This is a genomic window from Nocardioides deserti (genome assembly GCF_014266025.1).
Classification (GTDB): Bacteria; Actinomycetota; Actinomycetes; order Propionibacteriales; family Nocardioidaceae; genus Nocardioides; species Nocardioides deserti.
On the sequence record NZ_JACMYC010000005.1, the window covers coordinates 171365 to 195130 of the forward strand.

General features: G+C 71.2%; 23 protein-coding genes. 8 read left to right on the forward strand and 15 right to left on the reverse strand.

Annotation, left to right across the window (positions count from 1 at the left end; genetic code table 11):
* Window positions 1-241: 241 nt before the first annotated feature.
* A complete protein-coding gene (locus tag H7344_RS21180; protein WP_186346053.1) occupies window positions 242-475 on the forward strand; it encodes a superinfection immunity protein in 234 nt (77 codons plus the stop codon).
* Window positions 476-630: 155 nt separating this feature from the next.
* Complete coding sequence (locus H7344_RS10900; protein ID WP_222130519.1) at window positions 631-1572, forward strand: class II glutamine amidotransferase; 942 nt, start codon at window positions 631-633, stop codon at window positions 1570-1572.
* Window positions 1573-1636: 64 nt separating this feature from the next.
* On the opposite strand, the gene H7344_RS10905 is transcribed toward H7344_RS10900, so the two are convergent.
* Window positions 1637-3766: an MMPL family transporter gene (locus H7344_RS10905; RefSeq protein ID WP_186346055.1), complete on the reverse strand. Its 2130-nt coding sequence runs from the start codon at window positions 3764-3766 to the stop codon at window positions 1637-1639.
* A 132-nt stretch (window positions 3767-3898) separates the two neighbouring features.
* Here H7344_RS10905 and H7344_RS21185 point away from each other — a divergent pair, with 132 nt between their 5' ends.
* The 4 genes from H7344_RS21185 (at window position 3899) to H7344_RS10925 (ending at window position 8562) form a co-directional block, all read left to right on the forward strand.
* Entirely contained in the window at window positions 3899-5029 is a 1131-nt protein-coding gene (locus H7344_RS21185; RefSeq protein ID WP_186346056.1) for a sensor histidine kinase, read from the forward strand.
* Window positions 5026-5682, forward strand: a complete 657-nt coding sequence (locus tag H7344_RS10915; RefSeq protein WP_186346057.1) for a response regulator — start codon at window positions 5026-5028, stop codon at window positions 5680-5682. The genes H7344_RS21185 and H7344_RS10915 overlap by 4 nt, the downstream gene beginning before the upstream one ends.
* Window positions 5683-5941: 259 nt before the next feature.
* Complete coding sequence (locus H7344_RS21190; protein WP_186346058.1) at window positions 5942-7195, forward strand: ATP-binding protein; 1254 nt, start codon at window positions 5942-5944, stop codon at window positions 7193-7195.
* Window positions 7192-8562 (forward strand): DUF6414 family protein, encoded by a 1371-nt coding sequence (locus H7344_RS10925; RefSeq protein WP_444544115.1) that lies wholly within the window; start codon window positions 7192-7194, stop codon window positions 8560-8562. The genes H7344_RS21190 and H7344_RS10925 overlap by 4 nt, the downstream gene beginning before the upstream one ends.
* Before the next feature lie 249 nt (window positions 8563-8811).
* Here the strand turns inward: H7344_RS10925 and H7344_RS10930 are convergent, their stop codons facing one another.
* The 13 genes from H7344_RS10930 to fadD1 all read right to left on the reverse strand — a co-directional run bounded on the left by H7344_RS10930 (window position 8812) and on the right by fadD1 (window position 20271).
* Complete coding sequence (locus tag H7344_RS10930) at window positions 8812-9249, reverse strand: VOC family protein (protein WP_186346060.1); 438 nt, start codon at window positions 9247-9249, stop codon at window positions 8812-8814.
* Between the two features lie 218 nt (window positions 9250-9467).
* Window positions 9468-10043: a hypothetical protein gene (locus H7344_RS10935; RefSeq protein ID WP_186346061.1), complete on the reverse strand. Its 576-nt coding sequence runs from the start codon at window positions 10041-10043 to the stop codon at window positions 9468-9470.
* Between the two features lie 101 nt (window positions 10044-10144).
* On the reverse strand, window positions 10145-10579 hold the full coding sequence (locus H7344_RS10940) for a carboxymuconolactone decarboxylase family protein (RefSeq protein WP_229707144.1): 435 nt from the start codon (window positions 10577-10579) through the stop codon (window positions 10145-10147).
* Complete coding sequence (locus H7344_RS21195) at window positions 10576-11415, reverse strand: NAD(P)-dependent oxidoreductase (RefSeq protein WP_186346062.1); 840 nt, start codon at window positions 11413-11415, stop codon at window positions 10576-10578. Before H7344_RS21195 ends, H7344_RS10940 begins: the two co-directional genes overlap by 4 nt.
* A complete protein-coding gene (locus H7344_RS10950) occupies window positions 11408-12142 on the reverse strand; it encodes an SDR family oxidoreductase (protein WP_186346063.1) in 735 nt (244 codons plus the stop codon). Before H7344_RS10950 ends, H7344_RS21195 begins: the two co-directional genes overlap by 8 nt.
* 15 nt (window positions 12143-12157) lie before the next feature.
* Entirely contained in the window at window positions 12158-13636 is a 1479-nt protein-coding gene (locus H7344_RS10955; protein WP_186346064.1) for an aldehyde dehydrogenase, read from the reverse strand.
* Window positions 13633-14289, reverse strand: a complete 657-nt coding sequence (locus tag H7344_RS10960; RefSeq protein ID WP_186346065.1) for a nuclear transport factor 2-like protein — start codon at window positions 14287-14289, stop codon at window positions 13633-13635. Before H7344_RS10960 ends, H7344_RS10955 begins: the two co-directional genes overlap by 4 nt.
* On the reverse strand, window positions 14286-14507 hold the full coding sequence (locus H7344_RS10965) for a ferredoxin (protein ID WP_186346193.1): 222 nt from the start codon (window positions 14505-14507) through the stop codon (window positions 14286-14288). The genes H7344_RS10960 and H7344_RS10965 overlap by 4 nt, the downstream gene beginning before the upstream one ends.
* Before the next feature lie 49 nt (window positions 14508-14556).
* Complete coding sequence (locus H7344_RS10970; protein ID WP_186346066.1) at window positions 14557-15945, reverse strand: cytochrome P450; 1389 nt, start codon at window positions 15943-15945, stop codon at window positions 14557-14559.
* A complete protein-coding gene (locus H7344_RS10975; RefSeq protein ID WP_186346067.1) occupies window positions 15942-16727 on the reverse strand; it encodes an SDR family oxidoreductase in 786 nt (261 codons plus the stop codon). Before H7344_RS10975 ends, H7344_RS10970 begins: the two co-directional genes overlap by 4 nt.
* A 7-nt stretch (window positions 16728-16734) precedes the next feature.
* Window positions 16735-18000 (reverse strand): cytochrome P450, encoded by a 1266-nt coding sequence (locus H7344_RS10980; protein ID WP_186346068.1) that lies wholly within the window; start codon window positions 17998-18000, stop codon window positions 16735-16737.
* Window positions 17997-18575 (reverse strand): TetR/AcrR family transcriptional regulator, encoded by a 579-nt coding sequence (locus H7344_RS10985; RefSeq protein WP_222130521.1) that lies wholly within the window; start codon window positions 18573-18575, stop codon window positions 17997-17999. Before H7344_RS10985 ends, H7344_RS10980 begins: the two co-directional genes overlap by 4 nt.
* A gap of 91 nt (window positions 18576-18666) precedes the next feature.
* Window positions 18667-20271, reverse strand: coding sequence for a fatty-acid--CoA ligase FadD1 (fadD1, locus tag H7344_RS10990; RefSeq protein ID WP_186346069.1), 1605 nt, complete (start codon window positions 20269-20271; stop codon window positions 18667-18669).
* A gap of 176 nt (window positions 20272-20447) precedes the next feature.
* Here fadD1 and H7344_RS10995 point away from each other — a divergent pair, with 176 nt between their 5' ends.
* On the forward strand, window positions 20448-21716 hold the full coding sequence (locus H7344_RS10995) for a hypothetical protein (protein ID WP_186346070.1): 1269 nt from the start codon (window positions 20448-20450) through the stop codon (window positions 21714-21716).
* Window positions 21713-22369, forward strand: coding sequence for a PaaI family thioesterase (locus H7344_RS21200; RefSeq protein WP_229707145.1), 657 nt, complete (start codon window positions 21713-21715; stop codon window positions 22367-22369). The genes H7344_RS10995 and H7344_RS21200 overlap by 4 nt, the downstream gene beginning before the upstream one ends.
* Window positions 22370-22372: 3 nt before the next feature.
* On the opposite strand, the gene H7344_RS11005 is transcribed toward H7344_RS21200, so the two are convergent.
* Complete coding sequence (locus tag H7344_RS11005) at window positions 22373-23743, reverse strand: alpha/beta hydrolase domain-containing protein (protein WP_222130522.1); 1371 nt, start codon at window positions 23741-23743, stop codon at window positions 22373-22375.
* Between the last annotated feature and the right edge of the window lie 23 nt (window positions 23744-23766).

Genomic DNA, 23766 nt, shown 5'->3' on the forward strand with positions numbered 1-23766 from the left:
GCTGCAGGGCACCGCGCCGAGGATCTCGCCTACCTCGTCGCCACCTCCCTCGGTGCCCCCGAGCGCCGATCCGCGATGCTCCAGGGGATCCGTACCGGTCTTCGGCTGTGCGTACGGCGCCCACACCGACCGCGGCGACCGGATGTTCGCCGTCATGGTCGAGCGGACCGCCGCCGCCGTGCGCGATCTGGGGACGCTCGACCTGGTCCGGTCCCGGCCGTGCTCCCCGTAGGCTGGAGCAGTGAGCAGCTATCTGACCGATCAGCGTGATCGTCCGGTCAGCGCGTTCGTCGCCGTCGTCGTGGCTCTCCTCACCGGCGGCTACATGCTGCCGTGGGCGGTGGCGGCCCTGCGCGGCAAGTCGAACCACTGGACGATCTTCTGGATCAACCTGCTGGGCGGTTGGACGGTGGTCCTGTGGATCGTCGCCATCGTCATGGCATTCGGCTCCCACAAGCCGATCCGGCGCTACTGATCCTCTCCGCAGGTCGATCGCCCGCCGGCGCCGAGGGCGTGTGCGCTGGGTGGCGATCTGCTCGACCATCTTCTTCCTGACCTGCCCGTAGGGTGGCGACGCTCGTGGACGCCGCCGCGTCCCGCCCCCCTCAGCGAAGGACCCGTATGTGCCGAGTGCTCGCCTACATCGGGCCCGAGACCCCGCTCGAGAGCCTGCTGCTCACGCCGTCGAACAGCCTGGTGAACCAGGCCCTCGACCCTGAGCGCTACCCGGACCTGCAGCTGGCGGGCTGGGGATTCGGCGCCTGGAGCGAGCATCTGCTCAAGCCGGAGGATCCCCTCGTCTACCGCCGGCCGATGCCTGCGTTCTACGACGACAACGCCGCCCACCTCATCCCGAGCCTCCAGGCGAGCACGATGCTCGCCCACGTGCGCGCAGCCGTCTACAACTCGACGACCGTCATGGTGGACGAGAACTGCCACCCCTTCTCCTTCGAGGAGACACCGTGGATCGTCGCCCAGAACGGCGACATGCCGAACTGGATGCTCCTGCAGAGGGAGCTGCTGCAGCACTGCGAGGACAGGTACCTGAAGCAGATGCGGGGCTCGACGGACACGGAGTTCCTCTACGTGCTCCTGCTCTCCCTCCTCGACGGCGACAGCAACGAGGACGTCCAACGCGCGGTCGAGGAGATGGTCGGACTCATCGCGAAGGCGATGAAGGACCTCGACCTGCCGGCCCTGACCAAGCTGAAGATGGCCCTGGTGTCGCCGAACCGGATCATCGGGATCAACGCGGGCCTCGGGCACCAGGGCGAGACCAACCCGGTCGGTGACTGGAAGGAGCTGCGGGAGTCCGGCCCGGGCACGGACGACTTCGCCCTCTCGATGCTCCTGGAGCCGATGTACCTGCTGATCGGTCGCCACGTCCCGAGCGACGACACGTCCTACGACTTCGTGGCCTGCGACGAGGACGAGGCATCGGCCGCCATCTTCGCCTCCGAGGCCCTCACGGAGGACGGCGACGGCTGGTCGCACGTCGAGTACGGGGAGATCGTGTTCTTGGAGAGAACGGGTGATCACGTCTCGAGGACAGTCAACAGGTTGTCGGTCTAGCGCGCCCGCGCCCCGGGCCGAGCCCCGCGATGCCGTCGCGCGGCTCGGCCCGGACGCGCCGGCCCTAGGGAGCCAGCGGCGGTCGGCCTACCGCTGCCACCGGCTCCTCCACCGGCTCCTCGACCGACGGGGAGTCCAGCTCCGGCAGCAGCCGATCCAGCCACCCCGGCAGCCACCAGTTCGCGTCGCCCAGGAGCTTCATGGTGGCGGGGACCAGCACCAGGCGCACGACGGTCGCGTCGAGGAAGATCGCCGTGGCCAGTCCCACTCCCATCATCTTCACCACCGGGTCACTGCCCAGGACGAAGCCCGAGAAGACCGCGACCATGATCAGCGCGGCTGCGGTGATGGTGCGCCCGGTGCCGGCGATCCCCGCGATGACCGCGCGGGTGTTGTCGCCGTGGCGGCGGTACTCCTCGCGCACCCGCGACAGCAGGAACACCTCGTAGTCCATGGAGAGACCGAACAGGATCGCGAACATGAACAGGGGGATGAACGACACGATCGGCACCGTCGACTCCACACCGATCAGGCCGGCCGCCCAGCCCCACTGGAAGACCATGACGAGCACGCCGTACGCCGCGCCGACGCTCAGCAGGTTCAGCAGGACCGCCTTGAGCGGCACCAGCACCGACCGGAACAGCAGCGTGAGCAGGAGGAACGACAGCACCAGCACGGCCACCACGAACTGCAGCATCCGCTCCTGCACCCGGTCACCGAGGTCGGCGAAGGCGGCGGTCTGACCGCCGACATGGGCGGTCGCTGCGGTGCCGTCGAGCACCGTCGGGAAGACCTCGCTGCGGAGTCTCGCGACGGTCTCCTGGGTGGCCTCGTCCTGGGGCGACGTGGTCGGCTGCGCCACCAGGGTCGCCACGCCTGCGGGCAGATCGATGGACGGGTCGCCGACCGAGGCGATGCCCGGGTCCGCTGCCATCGCCGCGGCCAGCGGCGCCACGACCGACCCGTCCCGGGAGATGTCGACCGCGATCACCAGCGGCCCGTTGGCCCCCGGGCCGAACCCGTCGGCGATCAGGTCGTAGGCCCGGCGTTCGGTTCTCGACTCGGGCTTGGTCCCGTCGTCCGGGAAGCCCAGGTTGAGCGCGAGCACGGGTGCGGCCAGGGCGATCATGAGGACCGCTCCCCCCACGAGGTACGCCGTCGCGTTGCGGGTGACGTGAGCGCCCCAGCGGTACCAGCCGGTGCTCGGCCGGTGCGACGTGCGCCGACGCCCGTTGATCCGGTGCCCGGCGAGTCCGAGAAGTGCCGGCAGCAACGTGACCGAAGCGAGCACCATCACGAGCACCATCGCGGAGATGGCGATCCCGCCACCGGTCACGAACGGGATCCCCGCGACGAGCAACCCCAGGATCGCGATGACGACCGTGCCGCCGGCGAAGATCACCGCCTGTCCTGCCGTCGCCAGGGCTCGGCCGGCCGCTTCGGCGACCGGCATCCCCTGGGCCAGGTGCTCGCGGTGCCGGGTGACCAGGAAGAGCGCGTAGTCGATGCCGACGCCGAGCCCGACCATGGCCGCCAGCTGCGGCGCCCACGCCGGGATGTCGATCAAGTACGTCACCAGCTTCATCGAGGTGACGCCGATGACCAGACCGAACAGCGCCATCCCGATCGGCAGCCCCATCGCGACGAAGGATCCGAAGGCGATCAGCAGGACGATCATCGCGACGACGATCCCCGCGACCTCGCCGAGCCCGGTGGGTGCTTCCTCGAACGCGAAGAACAGGTCGCCTCCGGTCTCCAACGTCAGCGACGACTCGTCGCGCAGGTCGGCGACGGCGTCCTTGAGGTTGTCCAGGTCGGAGGCTTCGAGGTGCTCGATCCCGGGGTACTGCACGCGCACGAGTGCGATGGCGCCGTCCGGCGAGACGTTGCTGGTCGTCCTGAGCACGCGCGGGAGCGCCTCGAGAGCGGCCTCCACCGGTGCCAGCTGCGCCGCAGCGTCCTGGGCTTCGAGCACGACGTGGGCGGTGACTCCGCCCTCGTCGACCCGGGCCTCGGCGAGCAGCTCCGCGGCTTGGTAGGAGTCGAGGCCGGGTGCCTCGAAGCTCTCCTCGAGGTCGCGCCCGTAGGCGACGGAGGAGGTGATGACGACGAGCGCGAGGACGACCCAGGCGCCGATGGCGACCCAGGGCCGGGTCGCAGCAGACCGGCCGAGCCGGTAGAGGAGTTTCGACATGCCTCCACCGTGGCCGGGCGGCGAGCGGCGTACATCGGGCTCAGGAGGGGGACGCTCCTCAGCCGAAAGGACGAGGAGCGGCTCGTGCTTGTGCCCGGTACGAGGAGGGTCACCGCTCCCTAGGCTGCAGAGGTGCTCACCGCCTTCATCCGCTCGATCCTCGCCGAGCCCCGTGCCCCGGACCCACCGGCGCGGGTGTGGTGGGACTGGGCCCTGGTCAACGCGCTGCTGGCCACGGCTGCGGGCGAGGCGATCTTCCGCCCCGACGTACCGGCGCGGCCTCTGGCCACCCTGGTCGCGCTCCTGGTGATCCCGGCCCTGCTCTGGCGGCGTACCCATCCGCTCCCGGCGACCGCGGTCGGCTTCGGCGGCGCGATGGTGCTGCACCTCCCGATGATCCTCGGCGACGTCGCCGATGCGGGGCTCTACTCGATGATCGGCGTCCTGCTGTTGCCGTACGCCTTGTACCGCTGGGCTTCCGGGCCCGAGGCGCTGGTCGGTACGGCGATCGTCGCCGTGCCGGCCGGCCTGGGCCTCGCGACCAGCGAGACCCTCGAGGACGTGATCGGTGGCACCACCGTGCTGGTCGCGGCGTTCGCCCTCGGGGCCGCGATGCGCTACCGCGCGGTCGCGCGCCAGCGCGAGGTGCAGCAGGTCCGGACGCTCGAGCGCGGTGAGCTCGCCCGCGAGCTGCACGACACCGTCGCGCACCACGTGTCCGCCATCGCGATCCAGGCCCAGGCGGGGCGGGCGGTGGCAGCCACCAACCCGGCTTCGGCGGTCGAGGCGCTGGCGGTGATCGAGGCGGAGGCGTCGCGGACCCTGTACGAGATGCGCACGATGGTCCGGGTGCTCCGCGACAGCGAGGCGGCCGACTACACGCCGCAGCGGGGCATCAGCGACCTGGACGAGCTGACCCGGATGAGCCCGGTGGTGCAGGTGCACTGCGACGGCGACCTCGCCGGCCTGCCGCAACCGGTCGAGGTGGCGGTCTACCGGATCTGCCAGGAGTCGGTCACCAACGCGATCCGGCACTCGCTGAACGCCACGGCGGTCACGGTGGAGGTCACCGGCGACGTCGGCGCCGTACGGTTGCGTGTGCACGACGACGGAGAAGCAGCCCGCCCCGCGACCACCGTGGGCTACGGCCTGCTCGGCATGGCTGAACGAGCCAAGCTGCTCGGCGGCGCCTGTCAGGCCGGGCCGGACCCGGTCGGCGGCTGGACCGTCGAGGCGACTCTCCCGCGGGAGGTGCCGCGATGACCATCCGGGTGGTGGTCGCCGACGACCAGCTCCTGGTCCGCACCGGGCTCACCATGATCCTCAACGCGCAGCCCGGGATCGAGGTCGTTGGCGAGGCGACGGACGGTCACGAGGCGGTGGCCGTGGCACGCGAGCTGCGCCCGGACGTCTGCCTCTTCGACATCAGAATGCCCGGCATCGACGGCGTCGAGGCCACCCGCCAGCTCGCTGGCCCCGGCGTCGAGAACCCCCTGGCCATCGTGGTCATCACGACCTTCGATCTCGACGAGTACGTCCATGGCGCCCTCAAGGCCGGCGCTCGAGGCTTCCTCCTCAAGGACGCCGGGCCCGAGCTGCTGGTCCAGGCGATCCACGCTGCCGCGAACGGTGACGCGCTCATCTCACCCGGCATCACCCGCCGCCTGCTCACCACGCTGGCGGGCCCGGAGCGAGCCGCCCCGCCGACCCAGCCGATCGAGCCGCTCACCGAACGCGAGGAAGAAGTGCTCCTCACCGTCGCCCGCGGCCGCACCAACGCCGAGATCGCCGACGAGCTGCACATCACTCTGAGCACGGTGAAGACCCATGTCGGCGCGCTGATGAACAAGCTCGGCGCCCGAAACCGGGTCGAGGTCGCGATGTGGGCGTACGAGACTGGGCGCGTCAAGGGATAGGTCCGGCCGACCGCCGGTCGCGACTACGTAGTTCGGACGCGCCCAGTCGCGGCGGGATGATGCACGCCGCCGGATCGAGCGCCGGTCAAGCGTGCGGGAATCCTACGCCACCGCCGTCCCGCCGCTATCGTCCTTCAGGCCCACAGATCGTAATCCCCGCATGTTGGACCTGCGCTCACTGAGTGGCAGCGACCGGCGGGCTACATACAGCCGGAGTCCGCATGTCCCAGTCCCCGCCGCGAGCCCGGAGACCGCTTCCGTGAGCATCTTCGACGACGAGTTCGTTCCGCCGGTCAGCGGCTCGATCGTGCGAGTGCGCAGTGTCGATGTCGCAAAGAACCGCATCTACATCGATCGCTTGCCCGACGGGCAGGGATGGCTTTGGCACCCAGACCTCGCGGCCTCCGAACCCGGTGACGTCTACTTCATCCCCGATAGCGCCCATTCTGAAGAAATCGAGAAACTCACCCCGGACGACTGGCCGGCCCAGGGGAGCATTGGAACTGTCGTCGAGCTGAGCGACGACGGGACCAGGGCCATCCTGGAAATCAACGGCCGACTTACGGACGTACCTCAACGCGCAGCGAACCCGTTCCAACCTGGACAAGCCGTCTCCGTCAGCAGTGAAGGTATCCCCGGGGCCGTTCTCACTACTAAGCCCATCGACCGTCTCGGGATCCATCGCAACGAATCAGGGCTCGACCCGTCCATCATGCTGGTCGAACCGGCGGACATAGATGTCGAACTGTCCGACTTCGGCGGATCCCCGGATCTCGTCGGACGGGCACTGGACCTCGCACGAGTCGCCCTCGACCCCCAACAACTTTTGGAGCGCATCGGGGTCAACCCAGTGAAGGGCATCCTGTTCAGCGGTCCATCAGGCACCGGAAAGACCTACCTTGCCCGCGCGCTAAGCAAGGAGGTCGGCGCCAGCTTCTACCTCATCGACGGACCGGAAATCATCAACAAGTGGGTCGGTGAAAGCGAGCAACGGCTACGCGACCTCTTCGACCATGCAGCCAAAAGCGCGCCCGCGCTCCTGTTCTTCGATGAACTCGACAGCATCGTGTCCAAACGCGACAACGATGCCCCCGAGTACGTCACCCGCTTCGTGGGTCAGTTCCTCACTATCCTCGATGGGTTTGACCCGGCTAAGGGCGTTCTGGTTATCGCAGCGACCAACCTGCCCGGAGCGCTCGACACCGCACTTCTGCGACCGGGCCGACTGAGCTTCAAGGTCGAGTTCAACGGACACCCGAACGGCGGAGACCGTCTCGCCATCCTCCGCGCCTCCTCACGCCGCGTCTTGGGAGCCGACAAAGCCGATCTGGAAGCGCTGACGGAGGGGACAGAGGGTTGGACAGCCGCGGAGATGTCGATGATCTGGACCGAAGCCGGGGTTCTCGCCGCCCTCGACGGCCGAAACAGGCTCAACGCCGAAGACGTCCGCGAGGGCTACGTCCGCGCAAGGATGAACCGTGAAACCACTCTCAGGCAGGCGGGCCGCTCGTGAACCTCAGACCGCGCTGGTCGCGCAAACGTGCCTGGCAACAGCGACGACGAGAGTTCGTCTACCTCGATGAGGTGAGCGTCACCAGCCTCGTCGCTGCACGGCACGGCTCCATCGCCGAGACATTCAAGAACACCCATGCCGAGACGACCGGTGGGGAGGTTGGAAGTTCCATATCTGCGCCCGCTACGCCGCTGTCTCCGGGTCTTGGCCTTACGTCCCGCACGACGTCTTCACGAACGACGACGCAGGAAGTCGTCCGACGGGCCGTCGTTCAAGGAACGTTCCGCAGCCTTCGCCTCACCGACACAGACCTCAAACTTTCTGTCGAGGACCAGCAAGCGCGCAGAAGGCCAAAGCCCGCCGATACGGAGGCCGACCTTGGCCGCAAGCTGAGCGCCCTCGCCCGGCAGCGTCGGGCTGTCCGTGTGAGCGATCTCGAACGCGGAGATGTCGTTGAACTCCGAGTCAAGCTCAGCGCCGACCCCACTTATCAGGTCACAGCCGCAGCCACATCTATGCTCGACCTGATCAAGGGTCGGTCGTCGATGTTTGGCCTCAGCGAGTCGCAGTTTGCCGAGATTGCGCCGGCCCTGGAGCTGATACCGCAGATGCTCGTCGATCTCGTACCCATCAATGCCCAAGTCGTCAGCCACCTCCGCATCGACGTCGACAACGAAGTCTGGCTTGTCGACGCAGCAGCTCTCGCACAGGGAAGTGCCGTTGCGGCCTCAGCGGAGACAATCGCGATCGCCGGTGTCACGGAGTTACCGCTCTATTGGAAAGACGTCCGTCGAGTCCTTTTCGGCTGGTCGGAGTACACTGTGTATGCACGCCTCGCGAGAAGCGGTCTCGCGACGAGCTGGACTCCCGTGAAGCTCGCCGACGTCTTCGACTCAATCGACAAGGGGATCGGCGATCAACTCCGACAACTGCCGTTGGCGTTCCGCGGTATGCACAAATCCGGCGTTGAAGTGCTTACGACCCCCATCCCTGAAGTCATCAGAGTTCATGGCCTCATACCCTTCGGGCAAGCCCTAGCCAGGAGCACAGGACGCAGCCTCGATGAGGCCGCACTGAACCGAGCCGCCGAGGAGGCGTCCCATCTCATCCCCGACGTCGAGAAACTCGGCGACGTCGGCGTCACCAGACGCGCGTTCGACCATGTCGTCGGCGCGGTCGCCGCGAGCCCACCCCTGGTGCTGGCGCCCATCGACAGAGAATTGGTAGCCGAACTGCGCGAACCGTTCCAAGCCATCGCTCAACTGCAGGCTGCGATTCCTGCTGTTGACGCAGCGATTGAGGACCCAGCGGCCGACGGCGATGAGCAAGAAATCCTTGAGGCCGAGTTCGTCGCGATTTACTGGTGAACTCCCAGGCGCGCCCGCTGATTGAGGCAGCTGTCGGGGTAGTACTCACTTGACCGTGCAGCGCGGGATGCGCCGAGCGCCTACCGGATCAAAGGCGTGTCCCTGGTCACCTGCACGGTTGCGTCTAACTGGGCGGAATGCGCCGCGCTTCCGCTCACGGCATGCGCGGTCACTTGTGGTCAGCGCCGACGGGCGGCGTAGGGACGCACTTTGGCCGTTGGCGGGTGCCGGAGCAGGACCACCCCAGGGTCAGCGGTTCTGCAGCTCCTCGGCGAGCATCACGATGATGCCGCTCGGTCCGCGGACATAGGCGAGCTTGTACACGTCCTCATAGGTCGCGACTCCGCGGAGCGGGTAGCAGCCATGCCGCGCGGCGACTTCGAGGGCGGCGTCGATGTCATCGACCGAGAAGGCCACGCGGTGCATGCCGATCTCGTTGGGCCGGGTGGGCTCCGTCTCGATCGCGTCGGGGTGGATGTACTCGAAGAGCTCGAGGTGGCCGATGCCGTCCGGCGTCTGGAGCATCGCGATGTGCGCGTGATTCCCGTCGAGGCCGACCGCAGTGTCGGTCCACGCTCCCTGGACGGTGTCGCGGCCGAGAAGGGTGAGGCCGAGGTCGGTGAAGAAGGCGATCGTCGCGTCGAGGTCCCGGACGGCGATGCCGACGTTCTCGAGCTTGATGTGCATGCCTTGGACGGTACCGAGTCAGCGCGCTGTGTCGACCAGCTGGCGGCGAAGATTCGCCGCTGATCGGCGGCTCGATCCTGTTCTCATCTAGGCGAGATCGGCTGAGGGCTCATCATCGACGCTCCCGGGTGCGCACGAGTGGCGCCCTTCGCATCCGCAGGCGAGCTGACCGCCGCGGAGACGGCACCGTCTGCGCCGACTCCAAGAGCCGCCGAGGCTCAGCGTGCCCGCAGCTCCGCCACCGGCCGGTACGCCGCCTCGGCGGCGAGGGCTTCCAGCGGCGAGCCGGTGTCGGCGATGACGACGGCGACGCGGGCCTCGCGGGCGGCGGCGTCGACGCCGAGCTCGACCAGCTCCTGGGCGGAGGCGGCCTTGCCGATGACGGCGATCGGGCCACCGGGGTCGTGGAAGGGCGGGGCCGGGGCGAGGGAGTAGCCCGGCCTCGGGGGGGCCAGGTTCGCGGCGACCGCGAGGGTGACGGGCAGGTCGCGGACCCACCAGCGGCCGGTGACGGCGAGGCCGGCGGCATCGGTCGCGGCGATCCGCACCTCGTCGGCGACCGGGGTGAAGACGCGCACCTCCCCCGCGTCGGCCGGCACGCTGGTCAGCAGCCGCGCGAGCGCATCGGGGTCGTCGCCGGCGGACTCCAGGTGGTCGACGACGACGCCGGCGCCGCGGCGTACGCCCAGGAGCACGGCGTCGTCGGTGCCGAGGCAGACGGCGTCGGGCGCCTCGAGCATCCGCTCCGCCATGGCGCGGAGCACCGCGGGCGCCTGCTCGGCAGGTCGCCACATCCGCGGCGCCCAGGCGGCGGTGCGGGTGAGGCGACGCTCGAGGAGCGCGACGACCCGGTCGAGGTCGGCGAGGGCGAGTGGACGGACGGCGGTCGCAGCGCTCAGGACTGCTCCCCCGACTGCTCCGTCTGGTCGGCCGCGCGCGCGGCTCGACGGGCCGCCTTGGCGATGGTGTCCTCGACGATCGAGTTGAGGCGGGCCCCGTTGGGCCAGCCGGCGTAGTGGCTCACGAACACCACGATCTCACGCAGCGCCTCGTCGTCGAGCTCCCCGTTGGCGTGGGCGGCGGGCACCTGGATGCCGAGCACGTCCGCGGCGCCCTGGCCGGCGAGCATGCCGATCAGGAGCAGCCGCCGGTCGCGGTCGGAGAGGCCGGGGCGGGTCCAGATGTCGGCGAAGAGGTGGTCGGCGGTGTAGCGGAAGAAGTCGCCGTCGCCGTCGGACATCTCGAAGCCGTAGACCTCCTCCATCTTCTCCAGCCCGCGGCGGCGGGTCTCGGGGAGGTGGTCGAACTTGGCGGTGCGGTCCTCGTTCACAGTCCCAGTCCCTTCCTCAGCCGCTGCTCCGCGAGCCGCGCGAGCGGTACGTCGACGCCGAGCTCGTCCGCCAGCGCGACGGCGAACCCGAGGTCCTTCTCCCCCAGCGCCACGACGTGGGAGAACACCCCGTGCCAGAAGTCGTCCGGCGCGATCGGCGCGGCGGTCTCGCGGTGCATGATCGCGCCCGGCCCTCCGGTGATCGCGTCGGTGTGGCGCACGACGTCGCCGAGCGCCTTGAGGTCGAGCCCGGCGGCCTCGGCGAGCCGCTGCGCCTCGGTTGCGGCGGTGAACGACACGAAGTGCATGAGGTTGCGCGCCAGCTTGAAGCGCGTGCCCGACCCGACCGGGCCGGTGTGGACGACCTTGGTGCCCATCGCGTCCAGCGCGGGCCGGGCCGCCGCGAACGCCTCGTCCTCCCCGCCGACCAGGATCGCCAGTGTGCCGTCGGCGGCGCCCATCGGGCCGCCGCTGACCGGCGCGTCGAGGAGCCGTACGCCGGATCGCGCGGCGAGGTCGGCCAGCTCGCCGGGGGTGCCGGGAGCGACCGTGGAGTGCACGACGAACACCAGTCCGTCGCGCGCGGTGGTCAGCGCCTCGTCGAGCACGGCCCGGACCTGGTCGTCGTCGCGGACCATCACGCACAGCACGTCGACCGCAGTTGCGACCTCCGCCACCGACCCGCCGACCTTCGCCCCCGCGGCCTCGAGCTCGGCCAGCGGCCCCGGCGCGACGTCGTACACGTGGACGTCGAGGGCCTCCGCGACCGCGAGCCGGAGCGCCATCGGCTTGCCGATGTTGCCGAGCCCGACGAAGCCGACAGCAGGCTCAGCCACGGAACGTCTGCCCGCCGTCGACGGCCAGGATCTGCCCGGTCACCCACGAGGCCTCGTCGGAGAGCAGGAAGACGCAGGCGCCGACCATGTCCTCGGGCTGGCCCATCCGCTTGATCGCGAGCGACTTCACCAGCTCCCTCAACGCGCCGCCGGCCTGGGTGCGGGTGGCCTCGGTGTCGGTCGGTCCGGGGGCGATCGCGTTGACCCGGATGCCCATGCCGCCCAGCTCGTGCGCGAGCTGCTGGGTCAGGCCGTTGACGCCGACCTTGGCCAGTCCGTAGAAGCCGGAGTAGAGGTAGGCCGCGGTCGAGCTCTGGTTGACGATCGAGCCGCCGCCGCGCTTCTGCATCTCCGAGTAGACCGCACGGGTCATCACGAGCGCGCCGTCCATGTTCACGCTCATGAACGTGCGGTAGTAGTCCCAGTCGACGCTGACGAGCAGGTCGAACTGCATGTCGCCGTAGATCGCGGCGTTGTTGACCAGCCCGTCGATCCCGCCGTACCGCTCGACCGTCGCGACCACCAGCGCCGCCGCGTCCTCGTGGGAGGAGACGTCGGTGCGCACGAAGAGGCCGCCGACGTCCGCGGCGACCTTCTCGCCGGCCTCGGCGTTGAGGTCGGCCACGACGACGGAGGCGCCCTCGGCGGCCAGCGCCCGGGCGTACGCCTCGCCGATGCCCTGCGCCGCGCCGGTCACGACGACGACCTTGTCCTGGAGTCTGTGCATGGTGCTCCTGTCGAGTCAGGCCGGGAAGGCCATGGTCTTCACCTCGAGGTACTCCTCGAAGCCGGCGACGCCCATCTCCCGACCGAGGCCGGACTGCTTGTAGCCGCCGAACGGCACGTCGGGGCTGAACCACACGCCGCCGTTCACCGCGAGCGTGCCGGTGCGGATCCGGTCGGCGACGGCCTTGGCGCGCTCGAGCGAGCCGGAGTCGACCGAGCCGGAGAGCCCGTACGCCGAGTCGTTGGCGATCCGGACGGCATCGTCGTCCCCGTCGTGCGGCAGGACGACCAGCACCGGGCCGAAGACCTCCTCCTGGGCGAGCCGGGAGGAGCTGTCGAGGCCGGCGACGACGGTCGGCGCGACCCAGTAGCCGGGCCGGTCGTCGAGGACGTGACCGCCGGTGGCGAACGTCCCGCCCTCCTCCTCGGCCAACCTCAGGTAGGCCTCGACGCGGTCGCGCTGGACCTGCGAGATGACCGGTCCGCAGATCGCGCTAGGGTCGGCCGGGTCCTTGACGCCGATCGACTCCATCGTCGCTGCCGCGACCTGCACCGCCTCGTCGTACCTCTCGCGCGGCACCACCAGCCGGGTGGTGATCGCGCAGCCCTGCCCGGCGTGGATGCATGCCGCGAACGCCGTGGCGCCGGCGACCGAGGCCACGTCGGCGTCGTCGAGCGCGATCGCCGCGGACTTGCCGCCGAGCTCGAGGAAGACCTTCTTCAGCGTCGGCGCCGCGGCGGCCATGATCGCGCGGCCGGTCGCGGTGGAGCCGGTGAAGGACACCATGTCGATGCGCGGGTCGCTGGCGAGCACGGAGGCCACCTCGTTGGACCGCGGGGTGACGACGTTGAGCACGCCGGCGGGGAGGTCGGTGCGCTCGGCGACCAGCCGCCCCAGCTCGGCCGCGACCCACGGGGTGTCCGGAGCGGGCTTGAGCACGACCGTGCAGCCCGCGGCCAGCGCGGGCCCGATCTTGGCGAGGTTGATCTGGGTCGGCACGTTCCACGGGCTGATCGCGGCGACGACGCCGACCGGCTCGCGGCGCACCGTCCGTCGCGACGCGATGCCCATCGGCTTCGCGACGCCGAGGTCGGTCTCGAACTCGTAGGTCTCCAGCAGGTCGGTGACCCACCGCAGCCCGTCGACCGGGACGTCGAAGCCGGCCGCGCCCATCATGAAGCCGGGCATGCCGACCTCGGCCGTGGTCAGCGCCTTGAACGCCTCGGCCTCCTCGAGCAGCGCGGTGTGCAGCTGGCGCAGGCAGCGCACCCGCAGCGCGACGTCCGTCGACCACGCGCTCTCGTCGAACGCCCGCCGCGCCGCCGCGATCGCCGCCTCGACGTCCGCGGCCGTCCCGTCCGGGGCGTGGCCGATGACCTCGGCGGTGGCAGGGTCGAGGATGGGGTACGTCGCGCCGTCGCTCGCCGGGACCAGCTTGCCGTCGACCAGCTGCTGGGCCGGCGGGCTCGCCAGCCCAGTGACCGGCTCGCTCATGCCGTCGGCTCCGACTGTGCCGGAAGCGCGGGCTCGGGCCGCACGTGCAGCCCGGCCTCGACCGGCGGCGGCCAGACCGGCGAGGGGATGTCGGCGAGGTGGTAGTGCCCAGGGACACCGTGGCCGGAGACCTTCATCCGCGCCAGGAGCGAGTCGGGCGCCTTGCCCGACTTGAGGATCTCCATGAACGTGTGCGCCGTCGACGGCATGTCGAACCAGTCACGCTGCCAGGCGATCTTCAGCTGCCCGTCGTCGGCGCCGCCGGTCTGCCGCTCGATGCCGAACCACGAGCCGCCGATGCCGAGGATCTCGTACTCCTTGCCGGTGGCGTCGTCGGTGATCCCCGAGCGCTGCTTCCAGAAGCCGACGACCATGCCGTTCTTCTCGTCCATGACGGTGGCGACGTAGTCGTAGTGCCAGCCGTCGAAGCCGTCCATCTCGATGCCGATGGCCCAGTCGCGGATCTGGTCGCGGCCGACGGCCATGAAGTGCTCGTCGACGGAGTACATCCAGCCGTAGCTGGCGTCCTCGGCGTACTCCTCGGCCAGCACCCGCCAGTCGCCCTGCCGCTCGGCGTCGCGGTTGACGGCCAGCCAGTGCTCCCAGAACCCCTCGAGCTCGGCACGGGTCAGGTCGGCGGTGGTCCCGGTCATGGTCGGTCCTCTTCCTCGGTGGCCCCGTCGTCGATGGTCAGCGCGAAGGCGGGGCAGTACTTCACGGCCTGGGTGACGTCGGCGCGACGCGCCTCGTCGGGGTGCTGCTCGAGCACGACGACGACGTCGGCGTCCTCGTCGAAGCCGAAGACGTCGGGCGCCTCGCCCTGGCAGAGCTGGTGACCCTGGCAGAGGTCGAGGTCGGCGACGACCCGCATTCCGCTCACCGCCCGCTCACCAGCCCGTCACCGGCCCGTCACCGGCCCGTCACCGGCCCGGCCGGCGGCGGTAACGCACCCGGCAGGGCTGCTCGAGCTGGATCACCATCTTGGTGAAGTCGTCGCGGTAGGAGTCCAGCGGCTGCGCCGCCTCGAACTCGAAGTCGCGCAGGACGACGGAGAAGATCGCCTTCATCTGCATCATCGCGAACGCGTTGCCGACGCAGCGGTGCCGACCGGCGCCGAACGGGATCCAGGTCCAGCGGTTCTGCAGGTCCTCCTGCCGCGGGTCGAGGTAGCGGCCCGGGTCGAAGGCGCCGGCGTCCGGGAAGTCCTCCTCGATCCGGTTCGAGACCCGCGGCGAGGAGGCCACGACGGTGCCGGCGGGGATGGTGCGGCCGAGCAGGTCGAAGTCCTCCTGGACCAGCCGCATCAGGATGACCAGCGGCGGGTGCAGCCGCAGGGTCTCCTTGAGCGCCGACTCCAGCACTGGGATGGACCGCAGCGCCTGGAACGACACTTCGGAGCCGTCCGCGTAGAGGTCGTCGAGCTCCCCGACCACCTGCGCCATCACGTCGGGGTGGCGCAGCAGCTCGATCATCGCCCAGGACGCCGTGCCGCTGCTGGTGTGGTGACCGGCGAACATCATCGAGATGAAGATGCCGGTCACGTAGTCGGCCGACATCTCCAGCGAGATCAGCACGTCGAGCAGGTCGCGCTCCTCGCGCGGCACCGGCCCGCGCTCGATCCGGCGGTCGATGATCCCCTGCACGAGGGCGACGAGCCCCTCGCGGGCGGCGTCGCGGCGGCGGAAGGAGTCGATGTCGGCGTACGCGTCGACGTACGCGATCGCGTCCGTGCCGTGCTCGAGCTCGTGGTAGAGCTGCGCGAACCGGACGTCGAGCTCCTCGCGGAACGGCTTGCCGATCAGGCACGCGGACGTCGTGTAGATCGTCAGCTCGGCGAAGAAGTCGAGCAGGTCGATCTCGCCCTCGTCGCCCCAGTCCGCGACCATCCGGCGGATCTCGGCCTCGATGGTCTGCGCGTGGCCGCGCATCATGTCGCCGCGCAGCGCCTGGTTCTTCAACATCTGCTGCCGCTCCTCGGGGCTGGCGTCGAAGACGACGCCCTGGCCGAAGATCGGAGTCATGAAGGGGTACGCCGCCGCCTGGTCGAGCGTCGAGTCGGGCGCGCGGAAGAACGCCTCGTTCGCCTCTGCGCCGGTGACCAGCACGACGTCCTTGTCGGCGAGCCGGAAGCGGCCGATGTCGCCGCACTCGTCGCGGACGCGGTGGAACAGGCCGATGGGGTCGACCCGCATCTCGGGCAGGTGGCCGGTGCCGCGGATGATCTCCGGCACCTCGGGGCTCTGGTCGTCGAGGACCGTCGAGACCTCCGGGATGTCGGCCAGCAGGTCGCGCGGCGTGGTGGTGCTCATGACGGGTCCTCCACGGGTGCTTCGGGATTGACGTCCACCGGGCTGATGTGGACGCCGCGGGGCGCGCTGACGACGGTGGTGATGGCGTCGGCGATCGCGCGCGCCTTGAGGAAGTGGGGGTGGCGGGCGAGCCCGAAGCGGACCCACTGGTCGAGCACGAAGGCGGCCTCGTCGGCGTCCCAGTCCCCGCCCATCTCGCTCCAGGTCGGCCCGGGCCGCACGACCGACGCGCGGACGCCGGTGCCCTCGAGCTCCATCTGCAGCGACTCGACGAGCCCCTCGAGGCCGGACTTGCCGGCGGTGTAGGCCGACATGAACGGCCGCGCCCGCAGCGCCACGTCGGAGGAGACGAAGAGGATGTCGCCACGGCGCCGCTCGACCATGCCCGGCACGAAGGTGTGGAGCAGCCGGTAGGGCCCGACGAGGTTGACGTCGAGCTCGCGGCCGAACCGCTCGGTCCCCACCTCGAGCAGCCGGCCGGGCCCGACGAGCCCGGCGTTGCTGATCACGACCTCGACGTCGCCGAGGTCGGCCTGCACCTTGGCGGCGAAGTCGGCGACCGACTCGTCGGAGGAGACGTCCAGCGGGTGGGCGACCGCCTCCCCGCCGTCGGCGCGGATGGCGGCGGCGAGCTCCTCGCACCGGTCCGTACGCCGCGCGCCCAGCGCGACCGGGAAGCCCGACCCGGCCAGTGCCCGGGCGGTCTCGGCGCCGATGCCGGACGAGGCCCCGGCGACGACGGCCGGGCGGCGCTCGGGCTGGGCGTACTTGCTCGCGCTCATCGCGTCCTCACCTCAGCCGGATGCGGGTCGGGAGCGAGGCGAAGCCGCGCACGCTCGTGGAGTGGACGCGCACCGCGGCGTCGTGGTCGACCTCGAGACCGCCGGCGACGCGCACCAGGTGATCGAGCACGACGCGGGCCTCGAGCCGCGCGAGGTTGGCGCCCAGGCAGAAGTGCCGGCCGCCGCCGAAGCTGAGGATCTGGGAGAGCTCGGCCTTGTCGCGGTGCAGGTCGAAGACGGTCGGCTCGGAGAAGACCCGCTCGTCGCGGTTGGCCGAGCCGAGCAGGAGCAGCAGCTTGGACCCGGCCGGCGCGACGGTGCCGTGGAGCTCGAGGTCGCGCTTGAGGTGGCGGGCCACCATCTGGCTCGACGTGTCGTGGCGCAGCGTCTCCTCGATCCACGGCGCCACGAGCCCGTCCGGTCCCGGCCCGGCGGCGAGCACGTCGTCGAGCTGGGCGGGGCTCGCGGTCAGGTGGAAGAGCGCGTTGCCGAGCAGCTTGGTGGTCGTCTCGTTGCCGGCGACCACCATGAGGAAGAGGAACGCGATGATCTCGTCGTCGCCGAGCCGGTCGCCGTCGGCGCTGCCGTCGTCGATCCGGGCCTCGAGCAGCGCGCTGGTGAGGTCCTCGCTCGGTGCGCGCCGGCGCTCGGCGAGCATCTCGGCGTAGTAGCCGACCAGCGTCAGCGCCGCCTCCATGCCGGCCGGCGGGACGTCGTGGACGCCCTCCTCGCGGTGGACCACCAGGTCGGCCAGGCGGCGTACCTCGTCGCGGTCGGCCTCCGGCACGCCCATCATCTCGGAGATGACGTCCATGGGGAGCTTGCCGGCGAAGGCGGCGATCCAGTCCAGCTCGACCTCGTCGCCGCTGCCGGCACCGTCGAGCGCGAGCCCGAGGTAGTGCTCGGTCAGCGCCTGCACCCGCGGCTCGAGCTCGCGGACCCGGCGCGGGGTGAACGCGCGGGAGACCAGCGAGCGCAGCCGGGCCTGGTGCGGCGCGTCCATCGCGAGGAACGACATGACCTTGTGGGCGTGCGGGCCCCACGCGCTCTTGTCGAGCGAGACGCCCATCGCGTTGGAGAACGTCTCGTCGTCGCGCACCGCGGCCGCGACGTCGGCGTGCCGGCTGAGCGCCCAGAAGTCGTGCTCGACGTTGTGGTGCAGCGGGGACTCGGCGCGGAGCCGGGCGTACGTCGGGTAGGGGTCCTCGTGGAAGGCGTAGTCGTAGGGGTCGAGGACCGGCGGCGCGGCCGCGCGGTCTGCCGTCGTGGTCATGCGTGGCCCTCCAGGATCGCGGCGACCACGGCGTCGAGCCGCTCGCCCATGTCGGTGTAGGTCATGACGCCCATGCCGGCCTGCAGCAGAGCCCCGGAGAACGCCAGCACCAGCGCCTCCAGCACGGCCGGGTCGGCCCGCTCCCCCAGCGCCTTCGCGAACCGGTCCAGGAACTCCCCGCCGATCCGCAGCCGCAGCCGCGCCACGTCGGCATCGGAGCTGAGCAGCGCCGGGGTCACCGCCGCCGCCAGCGCCGGGCTGGCCGCCAGCCGCTCGGCCATCCGGCGGGTGACGTCCTGGACGCGAGCGACTGCGTCCGCGCCCCGCGGGTCGTGGTCGGCGTCCTCGGCGAGGTAGCGCCAGAACAGCTCGGCGAAGAGATGGTTCTTGGAGGCGAAGTAGGTGTACGCCGTCGCCGGCGACACCCCCGCCCGGCTCGCCACCGACCGGATCGTCAGCGCCTCGTGCCCGACCTCGTCCAGCTCCTCGGCCCCGGCCGTGAACAGCCGCTCGACCGTCCCCGCCCGCCGCGACCCCAGCTCCTGGCGCGGCGCGTTGGACACATAACTGGACACGTGTCCAATCTAGAACGTGTTCTCGGCCGCGTGCAACCGGTTCTGGACAACTCCCGTCGCCGGTCGCCACCGGGTGGGCCGAGGGGGCGGGTCAGGCGGGGACGGGTGCGCCGGCGGGGGCGTAGGAGCGCCCGCGCTCCTCGCGCACCCAGAGCTCGCCGTTGCCGGGGGTCGGGCCCTGGGCGATGAGCTCGCGCTTGACGACCTTGTTCGTGGCGGTTGCCGGGAGGTCGGGGGCGATGCGGACGTAGCGCGGCCAGGCCTTCGAGGACAGGTCGGGCTGGTCGGCGAGGAACGCCTCGAGCTCGGCCGGCGCGAGGGTGGCGTCGTCCTGAAGCACCATCGCGGCCATCACCTGGTCGCCGACGTTGCCGTCGGGGACGGCGTACACAGCGACCCGGTTGAGCTGCGGGAGGCGGAGGAGGATCCGCTCGATGGGGGCGGCGGCGAGGTTCTCGCCGTCGACGCGCATCCAGTCGGCGGTGCGGCCGGCGAGGTAGATCCAGCCCTCGGCGTCGCGGTAGGCGAGGTCGCCGGACCAGTACATGCCGTGGCGCATCCGCTCCTCGTTGGCGCCCTGGTCGTTGTAGTAGCCCTGGAAGTAGCCGGCGCCCTGGGTGTTGACGAGCTCGCCGACGGCGCGGTCGGCGTTGACCAGCGCGCCGTGCTCGTCGAACTGCGCGACCTCGCACTCGGTGACGGTCTCGGGGTCGTAGATGCCGACGTCGGGCATGCCCTTGCCGATCGAGCCCGGCGGCGTGCCGGGCTCGCGCAGGATGATGACCGCGAGCTCGGTCGAGCCGAAGCCGTCCATCACGTCGCAGCCGAACCGCGTCGAGAACTCCTCGATGTCGCGGTCGCTGGCCTCGTTGCCGAACGCGACCCGCAACGTGTTGTCGGCGTCGTCGGGCCGCTCGGGCGTGGCCAGCACGTAGGCGAGCGGCTTGCCGACGTAGTTCATGTACGTCACGCCGTGGCGCCGCACGTCGTCGAGGAACCGCGAGGCGGAGAACTTCGCCGGCACCATCGTCGCGCCCGCGCCGAGCGCCGGCGCCCACCCCGCGACGACGGCGTTGGAGTGGAAGAGCGGCATCGAGAGGTAGCAGACGTCGTCCGAGGTCAGCGAGAACCGGTCGACGAGGTTCATGCCGGAGAAGAGCACCATCAGGTGCGCCACCTGCACGGCCTTCGGGTCGCCGCTCGTGCCGGAGGTGAAGATCATCATGAAGGTGTCCATCGCCTCGACCTCGCGGAGCGGCACCAGCGGCCCGGCGCCCGCGACCAGCGCGGCGTGCTCGTCCGAGCCGATCTCCACGACGCGCACGCCGCCGAGGTCCCGCTCGGGGTCGAGCCCGTCGAGCAGCGGGCGGTGCTCGGCGTCGGTGAGCAGGACCTGGGCGTCGCACCGGCGTACGTCGGAGGCGAGCCCGGCCCCGCGCCGGGTGGTGTTGATGCCGCACAGCACGTAGCCGCCCAGCGCCGCGGCGGCCATCGACCGGAGCATGTCGGGGGTGTTGCCCAGCAGCACCGCCACGTGCACCGGCCGCTCGCGGTCGGCGAGACCGAGCATCGCGGACGCCTCCGTCGACGCCTCGGCGACGTGCTCGCGCCAGGTCCAGGTCCGGTCGCCGTAGCGGATCGCGACGCCGTCGTCCTCGGCCCGCTCCCGCACCAGCTGCTGCACGTTCTCCGCCATGCCTCTGCCTCCCTCGTGCCGGGCGTGTGACCCGGCTCACTCGACACGCGTCAACATGGCGGTCCGTCGCCGCGGCGTCAACCGGTTCGCGCAGATCCGTCCGAGTCTTCACCCGGCTGCCGTGACCTCGGGTCAACACTGTTGACACCCCTGCCGGGGTGCCCGACGATGCCCGCATGACCAGCCGGTACGCCGATCTCTCGCGCGCCCAGCTCGCCACCCTCGTCCCCGAGCTGCTGCTCATCGGCCAGCTGATCGACCGGTCGGGCATGGCGTGGTGCATCGCGGCGTTCGGCCGCGAGGAGATGGCGCAGATCGCGATCGAGGAGTGGGCGGCGGCCTCGCCGATCTACACCCGGCGGATGCAGCAGGCGCTCGGCTACGCCGGTCCGCCCGACGAGGGCGACGTCGTCACGATCTTCAAGGGGCTGCAGCTCGACATCGGCGCTCCCCCGCAGTTCATGGACTTCCGCTACACCGTGCACGACCGCTGGACCGGGGAGTTCCACCTCGACCACTGCGGCGCCCTGATGGACGTCGAGCCGATGGGCCCCGACTTCGTCCGGTCGATGTGCCACACCATCGAGGACCCGACCTTCGACGCCACCGCCGTCGCGACCAACCCGCGGGCGCAGGTCCGGCCGATCCACCGGCCGCCGCGGCTGCCGGCCGACCGCACGCCGCACTGCGCGTGGACGGTGCGGATCGACCCGGCGCACCCGCCGGTCAGCGGCATCGCGGCCCTCGCGGTCAACGAGCGCTCTCGCGCCGCGACGCTCGAGCTCGACCCGATCGACCCGCTCGACGAGGGCGCCGCCGACTACGCCGGCCCGCTGGTCGACGACCTCGACCTCGCCGCGTTCAGCCACTCCGCACTGGTGCGGATCGCCGACGAGGTGTGCCTGCAGATGCACCTGCTCAACCTGGCGTTCCTGCTCGCGCTGCGCGCCCGCACCGGCGACGACGAGGCCGGCAGCACGCAGGCGCGCACCATCGCCACCAAGCAGCTCGTCGGCATCGCCGGGGTCGCCGCCGACCGGATCCGCCGCGCGCTCGACCTGCCCGCGGACGCCGCCGGGGCGATCGAGGTCCTGCGGCTGCACCCCCTCCTCAACCCTGCGGCGTACGTCGCCGCGTCGGTCGACCGCGAGGCCTGCTCGATCGACGTCCGCCCGTCGGCGGCGCACGAGGACGGCGCCTGGATCACCCTCGTGGGGCCCGGGACGACCGCGCCGCTGCAGGCGGCGGTCCGCGGGGTGAGCGCGTACCTCGACGTGGACGTCACCGGCTCCGCCGACACCTGGACCGCGACGGTCCGCACCCTCGACGAGCCGGCGAAGGAGCCGGACGAGGTCGCGGTGACCCGGATCAGCACGGGCGCGTCGTTCGCGTTCGAGCCGCGCCGCTCGCTGCCGATCTTCCCCGTGCAGGCGGCGCCGGCGTGAGCCCGGCCGCGGGCGCGCCGTCGACCGGCTACGCCTCGATCTTCGTCCAGGAGGACGTCAGCACCGCCGAGGTCGACCGGCTCGAGGCGGTGCACGCTCCCCTGGCCGACGGCGTCCGCGCGCTGGTCGAGGCGACGATCCAGACGTGCGTCGACGAGGACGAGGTCCGCGCGGTCCGCGCCGAGGTCGACGCGCTCGTCGCGCGGCTGCGCGCCCGCCGCACCGACGGCCCCGCAGGGGTCCACTACAACGCCGAGGGCCGCACGTGGAGCTGGGGCAACGCGGTGGTCGGCGAGCGCAACGCGATCGCGCCGCCGCTGCGGGTCGTGCGCGACCCCGACGACTCGGTGCACGCCGACGTGGTGCTGGGCGTGCAGTACGAGGGCCCGCCCGGCATGGTCCACGGCGGTGTCGGCGCGCTGCTGCTCGACCACGTGATGGGGGTGGCCGCGAGCGCACGCAAGCGGGTGACCTTCACCGGCACGCTGACCATGCGCTACGTCCGCGCCACCCCGCTGGGGCCGGTGCGCGTCGAGGCGCGGATCGACCGCGAGGAAGGTCGCAAGGTCTTCGTCGTGGCCACGCTCGCCGACCCCGACGGCGTGACCGTCGAGGCGGAGGGCGTCTTCATCGTGCCGAGCTGGGCGGTCTGAGGCTCACCCGCCGTCCAGGGCCTCGGCGACCTGGTTCACCCGCGCCTCGGCGAGCACCTCGGCCCGGTCCTCGGGCAGCACGAAGCCCGCTGCGATCGCCGCGTCGGTCGCCCGCTCGTACGCCGCGAGGTACGCCGACGGCTCCGGGTACGCCGCCGCGACCCGCTCCGCCGGCAGCGGCACCGTGCTGCCGAACAGCTCGCAGATCACCGGCGCGCCGGGCTCGGTGTCACCGGACAGCACCTCGACGGCCACGTCGACCGCGGGCGTGCGGACCCCGCCACAGGCGTTGCCGAGGTCGTCGGTCGCGAACCGTCCGTCGACCACCTCGAGCCGGTCGGCGGTCGGCGCGGCCGGCCCGCCCCGCGCCCACGTCTCGAGGTGCCGCAGCGCCGCGCGGACGACGTACGCCTGCTGGCCGCGGTTCACCGGTCGCGGGCAGGAGAGGTACTGCTCGAACTCGCCGATCTGAAACTTGTCGGCGTGCGCCGTCCCCGCCACCTCCCACAGCCGCACCTGCTCGGCGTCGGGCTGGCGAGCCGGCAGGTAGGCGAGCCGTCCGGTCAGGTCGGTCTCGGTCTGCACCATGACGACAGGGACGGCCAGGTCGTCGCGGATCCGCGTCGGCGGGTCGTTGCGGAAGACGCCGATGTCGACGGCCGTCCCCGGCTCGCCCAGCGGCATCGCGGCGCCGCCGCGGGAGTGGACGAGGAAGCCGTCGAAGCGACCCGTGAGCGGTTGGACGCCGTTGGCGTAGGTGGTCAGCGCGTACGCCGACTGCGACTCCCCGATCGCCAGCAGGCACGTGGTCGCGCCGAGACCGCCCGCGAGGTGGTCGACGAGCGCCGTGGCGGTCTCGCCGAAGATCCCGTAGGAGTAGGCGTCGCCCGGGTGGTGCAGCGCGGCGTACCGCTCCCGGCCCCGCAGCCCCGCGCTCGGCCCGCCGAGCCCCACCGCCGAGACGCCGCCCATGACGCCGATGTGCTGCGCGGAGACCCCGGCCCAGGCGTGGCCGCGGCGGACGACCTCCTCGGCCAGGTAGGTCCAGTCCGGGGCCGCGTCGGTGCCGGAGCTGACGTTGAGCCACTCGACGACGAGCGTGCCGGAGTACGCCGCCGGGTCGGCCGGCGCGCGCAGCAGGACGCGCGTCGCGAAGTCGGCGTGGTCCCGCTCGACCAGCGACCAGCGCCCGTCCTGCGGCAGCCCGGCCGCGTCCGCGGCGTAGGACGGCGCCGTCCCGGCCGCGACCAGCTCGGTCTCCTCGTAGCGCGCCGAGCGCAGGTCAGGTCCCGGGCGGGCGGCCAGCAGGCCGTGCTCGCCGGGCGGGAGGAGCGTCAGCGTGGTGGCCGCGGGCCGGCCGGGCGAGGTGACCATGGCGTGATCCTGCCGCGCCGGCG

Excerpts from the sequence above, each read along its gene's own strand:
- H7344_RS10905 (WP_186346055.1), bottom strand. The coding sequence starts at position 3,766 with ATGTCGAAACTCCTCTACCGGCTCGGCCGGTCTGCTGCGACCCGGCCC.
- H7344_RS10915 (WP_186346057.1), top strand. The coding sequence starts at position 5,026 with ATGACCATCCGGGTGGTGGTCGCCGACGACCAGCTCCTGGTCCGCACC.
- H7344_RS10930 (WP_186346060.1), bottom strand. The coding sequence starts at position 9,249 with ATGCACATCAAGCTCGAGAACGTCGGCATCGCCGTCCGGGACCTCGAC.
- H7344_RS10935 (WP_186346061.1), bottom strand. The coding sequence starts at position 10,043 with ATGTGGCGACCTGCCGAGCAGGCGCCCGCGGTGCTCCGCGCCATGGCG.
- H7344_RS10950 (WP_186346063.1), bottom strand. The coding sequence starts at position 12,142 with ATGCACAGACTCCAGGACAAGGTCGTCGTCGTGACCGGCGCGGCGCAG.
- H7344_RS10955 (WP_186346064.1), bottom strand. The coding sequence starts at position 13,636 with ATGAGCGAGCCGGTCACTGGGCTGGCGAGCCCGCCGGCCCAGCAGCTG.
- H7344_RS10960 (WP_186346065.1), bottom strand. The coding sequence starts at position 14,289 with ATGACCGGGACCACCGCCGACCTGACCCGTGCCGAGCTCGAGGGGTTC.
- H7344_RS10965 (WP_186346193.1), bottom strand. The coding sequence starts at position 14,507 with ATGCGGGTCGTCGCCGACCTCGACCTCTGCCAGGGTCACCAGCTCTGC.
- H7344_RS10970 (WP_186346066.1), bottom strand. The coding sequence starts at position 15,945 with ATGAGCACCACCACGCCGCGCGACCTGCTGGCCGACATCCCGGAGGTC.
- H7344_RS10975 (WP_186346067.1), bottom strand. The coding sequence starts at position 16,727 with ATGAGCGCGAGCAAGTACGCCCAGCCCGAGCGCCGCCCGGCCGTCGTC.
- H7344_RS10980 (WP_186346068.1), bottom strand. The coding sequence starts at position 18,000 with ATGACCACGACGGCAGACCGCGCGGCCGCGCCGCCGGTCCTCGACCCC.
- fadD1 (WP_186346069.1), bottom strand. The coding sequence starts at position 20,271 with ATGGCGGAGAACGTGCAGCAGCTGGTGCGGGAGCGGGCCGAGGACGAC.
- H7344_RS10995 (WP_186346070.1), top strand. The coding sequence starts at position 20,448 with ATGACCAGCCGGTACGCCGATCTCTCGCGCGCCCAGCTCGCCACCCTC.
- H7344_RS11005 (WP_222130522.1), bottom strand. The coding sequence starts at position 23,743 with ATGGTCACCTCGCCCGGCCGGCCCGCGGCCACCACGCTGACGCTCCTC.